This is a genomic window from Dehalobacter restrictus DSM 9455 (assembly GCF_000512895.1).
In the GTDB taxonomy this organism is placed as follows: domain Bacteria; phylum Bacillota; class Desulfitobacteriia; order Desulfitobacteriales; family Syntrophobotulaceae; genus Dehalobacter; species Dehalobacter restrictus.
Genome location: NZ_CP007033.1, coordinates 951,872 through 965,558 on the forward strand (window position 1 = coordinate 951,872; position 13,687 = coordinate 965,558).

Genomic DNA, 13,687 nt, shown 5'->3' on the forward strand with positions numbered 1-13,687 from the left:
ATGAATTTAAAGGATACTGGGATTTCCTTTATTTTATTTGGGATGCTATAATATCCGGAGAAATATCTATCAGAGATAATGATGGAAGATGTTGCAACCATTTTCAAATTGGAAAATGCTTAAAAGGTGGTATTGAGATGTTGGAACTGATAAATGTCGGCCTGACGTTAGACGATGACAAGGGAACAGATGTAGAAATCCTTGAGAACATCAGTCTCACCCTGGATAAGAAAAAGATTTACGTCATGACAGGTCCGAACGGGGGAGGAAAATCCTCGATCGCCAAAGTGATTATGGGTATTTACCAGCCTACGGCAGGAAAAATACTTTTGGATGGTACCGATATTACCGGTATGGGAATTACGGAAAGAGCACGGCTGGGTATCGGCTATGCGTTTCAGTCACCGCCCCGTTTCAAAGGAATGAAAGTCCGCGATATTTTGAAGCTGGCTGCCGGTCCGGATAAAGAGGTGAATTCCTGTGATTTGCTTTATGATGTGGGTTTATGTGCGCAGGATTATTTGGATAGGGAAATTAATGCGAGCTTTTCGGGCGGGGAATTAAAGAGAGTTGAAATTGCCAGTATTTTGGCGCGCAACCTGAAAGTGGCTGTCTTTGATGAACCGGAAGCAGGGATTGACCTGTGGAGCTTCCAGAAGCTGACCGAGACGTTCCAAAATTTAAATAAAAAGTATGACACGACGATCGTGATTATCTCTCACCAGGAGAGGATTCTCCGTCTGGCCGACCAGGTTGTTTTAGTGTCCGACGGAAAAATCAGCGAAGTGACCACCAAGGCTAAAATTCTGGGTGAAATCGAGCTGCTGGATTCCAACTGCGAATGCAGAAACAACTGTACCATTGTAGGAGGAAAAGCACAATGTTGAATGCGATCGATAAAAAAATCTTAGCTGAAGTCGCTGATTTGCATGAAATCCCGCATGGAGCCTATAATATCCGTAAAAATGGCGAGAAAGCGGGACGAAATACGACTGCAAACATTGATATTATTACCAAGCAGGACAAGCCCGGCATTGATATCATTGTGAAACCCGGAACCAAAGGAGAAAGCGTGCATATTCCGGTTATTCTGTCTGAAGGGATGGATGACCTCGTTTACAATACATTTGAAATCGGCGCCGACTCGGACGTTCTGATTGTAGCCGGCTGCGGTATTCATAACCCGGGAAGCAAGAAAGCCCAGCATGACGGCGTTCACGAATTTTTTGTCCGCAAGGGTGCCAAGATGAAGTATGTAGAAAAACACTACGGCGAAGGCGATGGCAGCGGGGAAAGGATTTTGAATCCGAAGACGATTATTGAAGTCGAAGAGGGCGGTGTGGCTGAGCTGGAAATGGTTCAGATTAGAGGCGTCGACCAGACCAAAAGGGATACGGAAGTGCGCCTGCACAAGAACGCGCGTTTGATTGTCATGGAAAGACTGCTGACTACCACCAACCAGAATGCCGAATCCAATATTACAGTTGAGCTGACAGGAGAAGATGCTGCCGCCCAGATCATTTCGCGTTCCGTGGCGCAGGATCATTCCACCCAAGTTTTTCATTTGAATATGCGCGGCTATGCCCAATGCCGCGGACATATTCAATGTGATTCGATTATTATGGATCAAGCGAAAGTTTCTTCCATTCCGGAGATTTCGGCCTTCCATTCGGATGCGCAGCTGATCCATGAGGCGGCTATCGGCAGGATTGCAAACGATCAGCTGATCAAGCTGATGACGCTTGGTCTCACGGAAAAAGAGGCTGAAGATATGATTCTGCAAGGTTTTTTGGCCTAATATCAATGATAGGGTTATCTGATATAATATTAGGGTTAAGTAATCTATTAATAGGGCAATTTGAAGTTTTTCATTAATAGATAAATTTGATCGGAGATGGGAAAATGCGCAAACTTTCTTGCTAAACGTGAAGTTAAAAGAGCGTTCCAGAGTAAGCAGCAAGTACTGCTGGCTTTGTGACGCCCACGGATGGGCTAATGCCGCGGTGCCAAGGATGTCAAGGAGCGGTAAGCCCGCAAAGCAAGAAAGTTACAATTTTTTAAGCAATCAAAATTAAACCAACAGCATTTGGAATGTGCATTATATTGACATTTTTTCTGCACATCAACTGCGTTCAAGGATATTTTGGGGCTGCAAGAATAAACTTTCTTGCAGCCTTATTATTTTTAACAGTGAGGTGATCGTGATGGCGTTGATTAACATCGACCATTTAACGTTTTGCTATGACGGCAGTTATGACAATATCTTTGAAAATGTATCTTTTCAGATTGATACGGACTGGAAGCTTGGGTTCACAGGCCGAAACGGGCGCGGTAAAACGACCTTTTTGCAGCTGCTGTGCGGGAAATACGAGTATCGTGGGACAATTGACTCCCCCGTGTCTTTTGATTATTTTCCTTTTCAGGTTACCGATCCCAGTCAAAATGTCATTGAGGTAGTGGCGGGTATCTGTCCTGATTTTGAACATTGGGAACTTCAGAAAGAATTGTCATTGCTCGAAGTTGCAGAGGATGTCATGGAGCGGCCTTTTGCAGCCTTAAGCCAGGGGGAGCAGACCAAGGTTTTGCTTGCGGCACTGTTTATTAAACCCAACAACTTTCTTTTGATCGATGAACCGACCAACCATCTGGACATAGAGGGCAGGCGCGTTGTCGGGAAATATCTGAACAGGAAAACCGGCTTCATCCTGGTTTCGCATGACAGGGTTTTTCTGGACCGTTGTATCGACCATATCCTGACCATCAATAAAACCAATATTGAACTTCAAAAAGGTAATTTTTCAAAGTGGTGGATCAATAAAGAGAGAACGGATTCGTTTGAGACAGCGGAGAATGACAGGCTGCAGAAAGAGATCAAACAATTATCGGCAGCAGCCAGGCGGACGGCCGGCTGGTCGGATAAAATTGAGAAAACCAAGAAGGGAACACTGAACTCCGGCATCAAGCCGGATAAAGGCTATATCGGCCACCAGGCGGCAAAAATGATGAAACGGTCCAAAGTGATCGAAACTCGGCTGCAAAAGAACATCCAGACGAAAGAAAAACTTTTAAAAAATATTGAGCTGGCCGACAGCCTGAGTATGAAACCCCTTTCACACCCGAAAAATACACTCGTGGAATTGTCTGACCTGGCAATCTATTATGCGGACAGGAATGTCTGCGAGAATGTCCATTTTACCGTAGAGAGAGGAGAGCGCGTGGCCTTAAGCGGCCGCAACGGGTGCGGTAAATCCAGTGTTTTAAAGCTGCTGACTGGAGAAGAGCTGACTTACAGCGGCAAACTAAGTATCGGAAGCAATCTAAAAATCTCCTATATTTCGCAGGACACCGCTTACTTGCAGGGCAGCCTGCACAGTTTTGCCGAGCAGTACCAGATCGAGGAAAGCCGTTTTCTGACCATTCTGCACAAGCTCGATTTATCAGGCGTTCAGTTCGAAAAAGATATGCGTATGTTCAGCGCAGGGCAGAAGAAAAAGGTGCTCCTGGCCAAAAGTCTCTGCGAGCAGGCCCATCTGTATATCTGGGATGAACCACTGAACTATATTGACGTTCTGTCCCGGATGCAGATTGAGGACCTCATTGTAAGATGCCGGCCGACCTTGCTGTTTGTGGAGCATGACAGTGCGTTTGTGCAATCAGTGGCAACAAAATATATCAGGCTTTGATCGGTTGCCCTCGAACAAAATTTTCAGGGTCCTGAAGCACCGCGGATTTTCTGTTGACAAATGAGGTCTATTGGAATAGACTTACAAGTAGGGTCTATTGAGATAAACCTTCGGAGGTATCATGGAAAGCTATAAATTATTTGATGCGGAGTATAAATTTGTCAGTATCGTCTGGGAAAAGGAACCGGTGAATTCGACTGAGCTTGTAAGGCTTTCTTTGGAAAGATTGGGCTGGAAGAAGTCAACCACTTACACGGTTTTGCGAAAGCTATGTGAACGGGGCATTTTAGACAATGCTGATGCAGTAGTCACTTCACTTGTTAAAAAGGAAGAAGTGCAGAAATATGAAAGCCAATCTTTAATCGAAAAAAACTTTGAAGGTTCTCTGCCGCAGTTTTTAACAGCGTTCCTCGATCGGAAAAAGCTTACGGCCAAGGAAGCTGAAGAACTGAAACGAATTATTGAGGAGGCGATGCAATGAACAGCTTGATGACAGTATTCAGCACTGTTGTCGATATGAGCATAACAGCTTCCTATGTGGCTCTGGGTGTGATCCTGATTCGACTGCTTCTGAAAAGGGCACCGAAAATCTTCTCTTATCTGTTGTGGCTGGCGGTTTTTTTCAGACTGGTTTGTCCAGGTTCATTTACCTCAGTTTTTAGTTTCTTAAACGTTGTCAGACCCGCAATGCAGCCTGATGCTTTGTCTGAGACGCTGGTGATGGCAGGCCTTGAGAACATAAATTATGCAATAAACGGTACAATAAACGGTTCAGTTGGCAGTACGCTGCCTCTGGTCGCAGCAATGGGTGTAAGTCCGCTTCCTATGCTGATGTTGCTTGGCAGTATGGTCTGGATTGCCGGAGTTACGGTGTTGCTGATTTGGAATATTTTTTCCTATTTTAAAATTGCAGGAAAGATCAAAACGGCTACGCTGCTGGATGCTTCTTTACCGCATATTTATGAGACAGATCAAATCAGCACGCCGTTTGTTTTTGGCTTTATCAGACCCAGAATTTATTTGCCTGCAGGCATTTCGCCCCGGGGATTGCCCTATGTACTGGCGCATGAAACGGTGCATATTAAGAGACGCGATTATCTGATCAAACCGGCGGCATTTCTGATTCTGATCATCCATTGGTTTAATCCGTTGATGTGGCTCTGTTTTGCGCTGATGGTTAAGGACATGGAAATGTCCTGCGATGAAACGGTTATTAGAAACAAGGGGCAAGGGGTCAAAGCGGATTATTCCAATTCCCTGCTGGCGTTGGCAGTTCAGAAGAACAGCTTTTGGCAGGCTGCGCCTTTAGCTTTTGGTGAAAACAATATTAAAGCGAGAATCAAAAATGTGATCCATTACAGAAAGCCCGGTGTTTGGATTGGTACGGCGGCAGTTGTTGCGATTGTAGCGTTGATGATTGGATTTGTGGCCAACCCGGTCAATGACACGGCTGCAGGACAGGAAACATACGCTGGTTATGCAGTAGATAAATTACTGGCCAACAAAACACCGTATGTAGGCAATGCCGTTAAAGTTATCGCGCTAATTGACGCGATGCCTTTGCCGGAAGGGGTTGTCCGGGATAAAGTCGAGTTGCAGACGTCGACCGCGCCGTATGGTTTAACCATTCATTACCGGATCAACGACGATTCAGCGATTTCTGCGGAAGACGGAATGATCGGTGATGTGTTTGGGCGCAATGCCATCCTGTTGTTCAGCCTAGTAGATAATGTTGAAGTCATTAACATAAAATTTACCGACAGCGTGGGAAAATATGAAGGATATAGCACGACTTACTTAAGAAGCAGAATGGAGCAAATGATGCAGAGAGATGTACGTGTATATGCCGAAAGTGCCGATTTGCTGAAGGAATTGCTTACGCGTCTGGAGCATGCGTACTTCAGTCTTGGAAATGAAGGAAATACGGCGGTCAACAAAGCCAAGCAGATTGAGCTGTGCTTGGAGAAAATCATGTCATCGCCTTTACCTTCCTCCAATCCCTATGATTATATCAAAGCGCATCAGGCAGAGTACAATATCATTCTGGCCATGGATGAACAAGCACTGCCTTACCTGTTTTCCGAATTTGCGAAAGGCGGGCAGACAGGCTTAAAGGGAAGTCTGATGGAGATCCTGTGCCGAAAGATCCTTGGCAGTGAGGATATCAAATATGCCAGTACGAATCATCAGGACTGGTATGATGCCTATAAGAAACATATCCAGGAGATAACAGACAAAAATAGTTTGATCTGGGTGCAGGATCATTATCCGAAAGGTGTACTTATTTTGGGCGGAGAACAGAATTAACTTAGACTATCTGTAACGCATTTTTCGCCCTTCTTCCGGGACTCCTAAGAGGATCACCGCCTGGGAGTATGTCAAATTACGCACCAGGGCGCAATTTGAGCTGCAGGCGGAAGCCTCGGGCAGTTTGCTCCCGTACTCTCTGAAGACCTTCATCAGTCTGTCGGCCGTACGCTGAGAGTAACTGACCGACTCCTCCAGCCACTGGCCCCATTCTCCAAACATAAGCAGGGCCTTGGCTTCCGTCAGCCGCCTTCTAATCTCGACAGCGGCGGCAAGGTAGATACTCTCCGTCCAGTATTTGATCATGTTAATTTCAGCCGCGATGACATGCGGCGTGCGTCCCCTGATGATATCCGTTGTGTATTAGATACTGTATTAGTTATTGGATCAGTCATGATATCCACACTCCTTGGGGCTAACTTCACTCGTAGGATCTGTGGACAGGCTTAAAAGTGTGACAACCTCAGTCTTAACAACGGACAATCTTTCTCATCGTATATAAGGTCACCGAAAGTCGAGATACTAAAAAATCAGTAATGCTCAAACCCTTGTAATTTGATATCCTTAAGTGTTATAACAGGTACATTGTTGCCAGTAAACCTGTTGCAGTCATAACGACGGCGTATGGCAGAGCCAGTTTTACCATCTCAGCGTAAGACAGGCGAATCAGCGGTGCAAGTGCAGAAGTCAAGAGAAACAGAAACGCCGCCTGACCATTTGGTGTGGCAACGGAAGGGATATTTGTACCCATGTTGATGGCAACTGCCAGCTTGTTGTACTGCTCCAGCGCAATAGCTCCGGCTTCAAACGCTTGCTGTGTTTCAGTCATATATACCGTAGCCACAAAAACATTGTCACTGATTGCCGAAAGGACACCGTTGGCCGCAAAGAAAGCCACAAGCTGGTTCTGCCCTTCCATGTTCAGCACCCATTGAATAATCGGCGTAAACAAATGCTGGTCATGAATAACCGCAACGACGGCAAAAAATACGACCAGCAGCGCAGTAAACGGCAATGCTTCTTCAAACGCATGACCGATGCGCTTTTCTTCAGTAACCCCGTTGAAAGCAGTAAGCAGGATAATAATCATAAGACCAATAATACCTACTTCCGCCAAGTGCAGTGCCAGGGAGAAGATCAGCATAACGCCGCACAAAGCCATAACAATCAGGCGCACACGTCCGCGCATATTCCTGGCAGCATCTTTGACTTTTACATCATCTTCCATAACATTTCTCACAGATTCCGGAAGCTGGTAGCCGTACCCCCAGAACTTAGTAACTTCAAGGATAATGGTGGTCAGAAGACCAACGATCAATACCGGGATAGACACAGGGGCACATTGTATAAAGAAATCTACGAAGTCCCATTGCATAATGGAGCCAATCAACAGGTTCTGCGGTTCACCAACCAGTGTTATTGCTCCGCCCAGCGCAGTGCCCACAGCACCATGCATCATAAGATTACGCAGAAAACCACGAAACTCGTCCAGGTCCTCATGAAGTTTCTCATCAACACTATGGTCGTGATTAATGTCATACGTTTCGTATACTTTTTCGCTGGAAGCAAACTTGTGGAAGATGCTATAGAAACCATAGGCCACGGCGATAATCACTGCCGTTACGGTCAGCGCGTCCAAAAACGCGGAAAGAACCGCACCCAGTACAGCGAACAGGAATGAAAGCGCGACTTTAGAGTGTACTTTAGTAAGGAGCTTGGAAAACAGGTACACAAGACCTTCTTTCATAAAATAGATCCCGGCAACCATGAACATCAGAAGAAGAATAACCGGCAGGTTCATTTCAACCTCGTGATAGACCATATGAGGGTTAGTAAGTCCGAGCACAACGGCTTCGATCGCCAGAAGCCCACCGGCAGGAAGCGGATAACATTTTAACGCCATTGCCAGGGTAAAAATAAATTCGACAATCAACACCCACCCGGTAACGTACATACCGGCGGTAACCATCAAAATAGGGTTCAACACCAGAAAAGCAAGAATTGTTCTTTTGTACCAGTCCGGAGCATGACCCAGAAAATTTGCTCTGAATGCTTGTCCGATGCCCATTTGTTTCATATGTACTATCCTCCCAAGTGAAAATTAAAGATATAAAAAAGAGAGTACTCCAAAACGGAACTACTCCCCCCCAAGAAGTTCATATTACTTGCAGCCTGGCAATCATAGCAACTTACAAGCAACCTTAGACCCATAGCTTTAGCGTCCTTCACTTTCACGAAGTTTGCATCAACCTGTACAACTATATATTGTTATTTTTGCTTAAGCTTTTATATTATAACAGAAAATTATTCTTTTGAATACCCTGAATATATCCACTTTATGCTGAAGTGTCCAGGTATTTATCTTAAGTATTTTGTTTTTTAATATAATCCTTTAGCAAATCAGGCTATCTCTCAAAAATCTTCTTCCCCTTGACTTACAAAATAGTATTTTACTATTTTAAAGTTTTTACCCAAATATTCATATCTTCAAAACCGCCGCAAATATGGCAGTTGTTGATTAGTCTACCCCGATACATATACCCCAGCTTGCTTAAAGACCTGTTGATTCCAAGATTGTTAGCTCTTGAAAGGCTATATGCTGTAGCAAAGCCATTGCGTTTCAAGTGTGTTTCCAGTTGGAATATCAATTCGCTTAATATGTTTCTGCCTCTATACTTTGGATAAGTGGCGCAATCAGTTATTTCAGCGTTCATGTGTTGTTTGTCAAGATCCGCCGAAGCAATACTGATAATTTTTCCTTCTTCTTCCGCTACCATATACAAAATATGATCCTGCATGACTTTTTGAAGATACTCTCTGCTGAAAATAGGAGTTGGATAGGTTTCAAATGCCGTTTGAAAAAGCTGAATTATCTGGGGAATATCGTCCGGCACGGCCTGCCTTATCGTATAGTTTTTATTCTTAGTCAGCTCGAATTTATTGGTATTCTTAACGCAATAATCGATAATTCTGTTTTCTTTCTCCTCATAGAGTGAATTTTTGCGCTTCGTATCAAGAAAAAGGGACATACAAGTTGCATCCTCTCCCTGAAAAAAACCGTCGATAACCCCCTCTGCTACAAACCCACATTCCTCAAAGAGACTAAGATCTTGTTTATAACAATTCGCAATAATCTTACCCAGATTTTCTTTTTTGGAATAATCAATAATCTCTTTGATTATCAACTCAGACAAAAGAGAATGACTCAATATTTTAAGCCTTTTATTGCGATAATCCACGTACATGTCCACACCCGAAAAGTTTGTATATAAATTTTTACATTCGTCTTGATCTATATTCATGGAAGTCCTCCCTCTTGTTGAGTCTTACGTTTGTACTTGGAATCAAGCACACTTGTTCATCTCTGTATAACTTTTCTAATCCCCGGTATTCTTTATTCTTGAATTTACTGCACGTGCCGCATTTTCGGCACTGGTGCGTTTTATCCCGAGGCTCGCTATACGTGCAAATTACACCTTCATAATTTCTAAGAATGACCTTTTCAGGGGAATATGAAATCAAGTATTGTGGATTGACTGGGATCTTCCCCCCGCCTCCAGGCGCATCCACAACAAACTGTGGAATAGCTAGACCCGAGGTATGTCCACGCAGCATTTCTATGATTTCAATCCCTACAGAAACCGGAGTTCTGAAATGCTCTATTCCTTCTGAAAGGTCGCACTGATAAAGGTAATATGGTCTAATTCTGGAGCTTACCAGTTTCTGAACCAAATCACGCATTATATAGGGGCAATCGTTAATGTCTTTTAAAAGTACAGATTGGTTGCCAAGAGGAATTCCGGCATCTGCCAATTTCTCACATGCCATGCGAGCCTCAACTGTCAATTCCTTGGGGTGGTTAAAGTGAGTATTCAGCCAAATTGGATGATATTTTTTCAGCATTTTGCAGAGCGTATCGGTAATTCTCTGAGGCATGACAACTGGTGTTCTTGTGCCTATCCGTATTATTTCCACATGTTTGATTTCTCGTATTGATCTTATGATTGCTTCCAGCCTTTCATCAGAGAGGCATAAGGCGTCCCCTCCTGACAAAAGTACATCTCTGACTTCTTTATGCGCTCTGATATAATTAATCGCCCGTTTGATATTGTCCTGGGAAAGAGCCCTATCCTCATGCCCGGCAAATCGTCTTCTTGTACAGTGGCGACAATACATTGAACACTGATCAGTAATAAGCAAAAGTACCCTGTCCGGATATCTGTGAGTAAGACCCGGGACTGGCGAGTCGACTGTTTCATGCAGCGGATCACAACTGTCGAACTTGGATATTTTAGTTTCATGAACCGTCGGTATTGCTTGCCGCCGTATAGGGCAATGCGCATCATTAGGATTCATGAGCATCGCATAATAGGGTGTTATTGCCATACGTAATTTTTTAAGACTTACTTCTACTCCCTGGCGCTCATCCTGGGTAAGATTGACCACCTGTACCAACTGATCTATTCCGGTGATTCGATTGGCAATCTGCCATTGCCAATCCTGCCATTGTTCTGTCGTTATATCTTTCCATAAAGGTATATCCCTGTAATCTCTCGGCATTTCATTATGCTCCTCTCCAATCTTTATTCAGCCTGTTCCTCCTTTAATCTCTCCTAAATGTTTGCCTCTTTTATGGCTGTGGGCGACTGCATATTGCCGCTACGATTCTGATATCATCTTCTTGTAATAATACTCCGGCAATTTCCTTACCTGTTCTGCCAAGACCCGAAATACATACAGAAATCATAGCAATCCTTCCTTTTTGATAATTGTTTTTTCTTCAATAAAAAATGCTGCAGAGAGGTCCCTGCAGCATATGCCTAAAAAATTTATACCCTAACTAAAGGTGTCATCAAGCATATTAATCACCTTCTCTTCCAACGCTTACGAGATTAGCTGACGGATTCGGGTCGAAAGAGCCTAACCCTACCAAAGCACCTGCTATGGATTCACCCCTATTTGTTTGGGTCTCCCGTTCCATACGGATTCAGCGTTTAAAATAAATTCAGTTTTGTTCTTTGATAAAAACATAAGGTGAAAAGCTAACACATTAAGTAGCCTCCCACCCCAGAGCCTTGTTTCTCTTGAAAATGGCAAGTGCCATTCCAACCGAAAGCAAACGTATTATGTTTTGCATATCCTATTTACTGAATCCAGCCAAAATATTAGCTGATAAATATAGAATAACAAAAGATTAATTTAATGTCAATTTAAAATGTATTTTTTTGGCAATGTTTCCTAACCATGTGAACTACAGTTTCTTGTTCACAGAAACACCTCCTGAAAATAATTGCTGCAACGATATCAACGATATGAAGAATTGTAACAAAAATCCTGAGATTAATAAAGGAAATGACTTTTTTTCGGCGAACTTTAATACATAAAATCGGCCATAGATTCTGCTCTATGGTTATTTTTCTATAATCCCGGCGGATGGGAGATTGATTGGATATGATTGCCAAAGCCAAAGAAGCCCTGCTCAAATATTACGGTTACCGGGAATTCAGAGGAGGGCAGGAGCAAGTGATAGAGAGCCTGCTTCAAAGGCAGGATACGTTAGCCATTATGCCTACGGGGGCAGGTAAGTCGATTGCGTACCAAATTCCGGCGGTTTTATTGGAAGGGGTGACGCTGGTCATTTCCCCCTTAATCTCCCTTATGAAAGATCAGGTAGACAGTCTCGGTCAAACGGGTATTCAGGCGACATTGATCAATAGTTCTATTTCTCTGAAAGAAACCTGGTCGCGCATTGACCGGATGCAGCGGGGCGAGTATAAGCTGGTCTATCTGGCGCCGGAGCGCCTGGAATCCGAGGAGTTTCTTGCCAGTCTGAAGGGGTTGCCAATCCATTTTGTCGCTGTGGATGAAGCGCATTGCGTTTCTCAGTGGGGCCACGACTTTCGTCCGAGCTATTTGCGGATCAGCAAGTTTCTGCAATCCCTGCCCGCAAGGCCGTTGGTCGGAGCTTTCACAGCTACGGCCACCGAGGAAGTCAGACAGGATATCATCCGCTTGCTGGGTCTCAAGGAACCGAATTGCTTTGTCATGGGATTTGACAGGCCGAACCTAAAGTTTTCCGTCCTGCGTGGTGAAAACAAAAAGGTTTTTATCCAGGACCATCTGAAAAATAACCGTAATGATTCGGGAATTATCTATGCCGCAACGCGTAAAGATGTCGATAAACTCTATAAATTACTGAAAGGACAGGGATTCTCAGTCGGTTGTTACCATGCCGGTTTGCCCGATCAGGAACGAAAGCGCAATCAGGAAAAGTTTATCTATGACGAGATTGCTGTGATGGTGGCGACAAACGCTTTCGGTATGGGAATCGATAAATCCAATGTCCGGTTTGTGATTCATTACAACATGCCCAAGAACATTGAAGCCTATTATCAGGAAGCTGGAAGGGCGGGCCGTGACGGAGAGCCGGCAGAATGTTTTCTGCTTTTTAGCCCCCAGGATGTGCAGATTCAAAAAATGATGATTGAAGAAACCATATTCCAGGAACAGCGTGTGGCCAATGAATATAAAAAACTGCAGGCCATGGTCGATTACTGTCATACATCGAGATGTTTAAGACAGACCATTCTGGAGTATTTTGGAGAAACAGAAAGTCCGGATAAATGCCGGCACTGCAGCAACTGCGACGACGACAGGAAAAAAGTCGATGTAACCCTGGACGCCCAAAAAATCCTTTCCTGTGTTTACCGGATGAAGGAACGCTTTGGTTCAGCATTGGTTGCTGAAGTACTTAAAGGCTCCCAGAATAAAAAGGTCCTTCAGTTTGGGTTGGACAGGTTATCTACCCATGGGATCATGAAGGACACACCGCTGCAGGAGATTAAGGACAGGATCAGTTTCCTGGCAGCCGAAGGCTATCTTGTGGTGGCAGGCGGTCAATATCCGGTTCTGAAGCTTGCTCCCAAAGCGGCGGCTGTGCTTAAGGGCCAGGAAAAAGTGTTTCAGATTCAGGTGCAGCGGGAAGAAGTATCGCTCACCGCCGCTGAACAAATATTTGAAAGACTGCGGGCTTTGCGCAGACAGATTGCCCAGCAGGAGGGATTGCCTCCGTACATGATTTTTCCGGACAGCACGCTCAGGGAAATGGCTCAAAGCTGTCCGCAGGACAGGAATGCGCTGATCCGGGTAAATGGCGTTGGCGAAAGAAAACTGCAGAAATACGGGGATCTATTTTTAGCCGAGATCAAGGAGGCCCTGCAAGGATATGAAAATATTGGTTGACGCGGATGCCTGTCCGGTGAAGGAGCTCATTGTGAGCTGCGCGAAACAATTTGAACTTCCGGTCATCATGATCGTCGATACTTCCCATGAACTGAAGGACGACTACAGTATGGTGATCACCGTGGACCAGGATCGGGACAGTGTAGATTTCGCGCTGATGAAGCGGTTGGACAGGGAAGATATTGTTGTCACGCAGGATCATGGACTGGCGGCGCTTGTTCTGGGGAAAGGCGCCAGGGCAATCAATCAAAATGGACTTGTTTATACGGACAGCAATATTGAACGGCTCCTTTTTGAACGTCACGTCGGACAAAAGGTACGGCGTGGGGGAGGAAGAACCACCAATGTTAAGAAAAGAACCAAAGAAAACAATGAATGGTTCAGGACGGCCTTTATTAGGCTGATTGAAGAAACCAAAGACCGTACGTTTGAATAATAAATACACTGTTTTAGTT

At 44.5% G+C, this 13,687-nt stretch carries 11 protein-coding genes, 2 riboswitches and 1 other annotated feature; of the genes, 7 read left to right on the forward strand and 4 right to left on the reverse strand.

Features of this window, described 5'->3' with window-relative positions:
• Positions 1–137: 137 nt before the first annotated feature.
• The 5 genes from DEHRE_RS04560 to DEHRE_RS04580 all read left to right on the forward strand — a co-directional run bounded on the left by DEHRE_RS04560 (position 138) and on the right by DEHRE_RS04580 (position 5,990).
• Complete coding sequence (locus DEHRE_RS04560; RefSeq protein ID WP_019225484.1) at positions 138–887, forward strand: ABC transporter ATP-binding protein; 750 nt, start codon at positions 138–140, stop codon at positions 885–887.
• On the forward strand, positions 881–1,798 hold the full coding sequence (locus tag DEHRE_RS04565; protein WP_019225485.1) for a SufB/SufD family protein: 918 nt from the start codon (positions 881–883) through the stop codon (positions 1,796–1,798). The genes DEHRE_RS04560 and DEHRE_RS04565 overlap by 7 nt, the downstream gene beginning before the upstream one ends.
• A 406-nt stretch (positions 1,799–2,204) precedes the next feature.
• Positions 2,205–3,683, forward strand: a complete 1,479-nt coding sequence (abc-f, locus tag DEHRE_RS04570) for a ribosomal protection-like ABC-F family protein (RefSeq protein WP_025205355.1) — start codon at positions 2,205–2,207, stop codon at positions 3,681–3,683.
• Positions 3,684–3,804: 121 nt separating this feature from the next.
• On the forward strand, positions 3,805–4,164 hold the full coding sequence (locus DEHRE_RS04575) for a BlaI/MecI/CopY family transcriptional regulator (RefSeq protein ID WP_019225486.1): 360 nt from the start codon (positions 3,805–3,807) through the stop codon (positions 4,162–4,164).
• The gene (locus DEHRE_RS04580; RefSeq protein ID WP_019225487.1) at positions 4,161–5,990 is read left to right on the forward strand and encodes a M56 family metallopeptidase; all 1,830 of its coding nucleotides are present in this window, start codon (positions 4,161–4,163) and stop codon (positions 5,988–5,990) included. Before DEHRE_RS04575 ends, DEHRE_RS04580 begins: the two co-directional genes overlap by 4 nt.
• 6 nt (positions 5,991–5,996) lie before the next feature.
• Here the strand turns inward: DEHRE_RS04580 and DEHRE_RS04585 are convergent, their stop codons facing one another.
• The 4 genes from DEHRE_RS04585 to kamA form a co-directional block, all read right to left on the reverse strand.
• A complete protein-coding gene (locus tag DEHRE_RS04585; RefSeq protein ID WP_019225488.1) occupies positions 5,997–6,296 on the reverse strand; it encodes a DUF3102 domain-containing protein in 300 nt (99 codons plus the stop codon).
• A gap of 265 nt (positions 6,297–6,561) precedes the next feature.
• A complete protein-coding gene (gene nhaB, locus DEHRE_RS04590; protein WP_019225489.1) occupies positions 6,562–8,067 on the reverse strand; it encodes a sodium/proton antiporter NhaB in 1,506 nt (501 codons plus the stop codon).
• Positions 8,068–8,153: 86 nt separating this feature from the next.
• A riboswitch (cyclic di-GMP riboswitch) is annotated at positions 8,154–8,245 on the reverse strand.
• A gap of 198 nt (positions 8,246–8,443) precedes the next feature.
• Positions 8,444–9,292 (reverse strand): putative beta-lysine N-acetyltransferase, encoded by an 849-nt coding sequence (gene ablB / locus DEHRE_RS04595; RefSeq protein WP_019225490.1) that lies wholly within the window; start codon positions 9,290–9,292, stop codon positions 8,444–8,446.
• On the reverse strand, positions 9,267–10,550 hold the full coding sequence (kamA, locus tag DEHRE_RS04600; protein WP_019225491.1) for a lysine 2,3-aminomutase: 1,284 nt from the start codon (positions 10,548–10,550) through the stop codon (positions 9,267–9,269). The genes ablB and kamA overlap by 26 nt, the downstream gene beginning before the upstream one ends.
• A gap of 305 nt (positions 10,551–10,855) precedes the next feature.
• A riboswitch (cyclic di-AMP (ydaO/yuaA leader) is annotated at positions 10,856–10,993 on the reverse strand.
• A gap of 53 nt (positions 10,994–11,046) precedes the next feature.
• Positions 11,047–11,101, reverse strand: a sequence feature (sodium ion sensor (DUF1646 type); this cis-regulatory element may regulate processes involved in with the transportation of sodium ions).
• A 340-nt stretch (positions 11,102–11,441) separates the two neighbouring features.
• On the opposite strand from kamA, the gene recQ reads away from it, so the two are divergent.
• Complete coding sequence (gene recQ / locus DEHRE_RS04605; RefSeq protein WP_019225493.1) at positions 11,442–13,232, forward strand: DNA helicase RecQ; 1,791 nt, start codon at positions 11,442–11,444, stop codon at positions 13,230–13,232.
• On the forward strand, positions 13,216–13,668 hold the full coding sequence (locus tag DEHRE_RS04610) for a YaiI/YqxD family protein (RefSeq protein ID WP_019225494.1): 453 nt from the start codon (positions 13,216–13,218) through the stop codon (positions 13,666–13,668). Before recQ ends, DEHRE_RS04610 begins: the two co-directional genes overlap by 17 nt.
• The last annotated feature ends 19 nt before the right edge of the window (positions 13,669–13,687 follow it).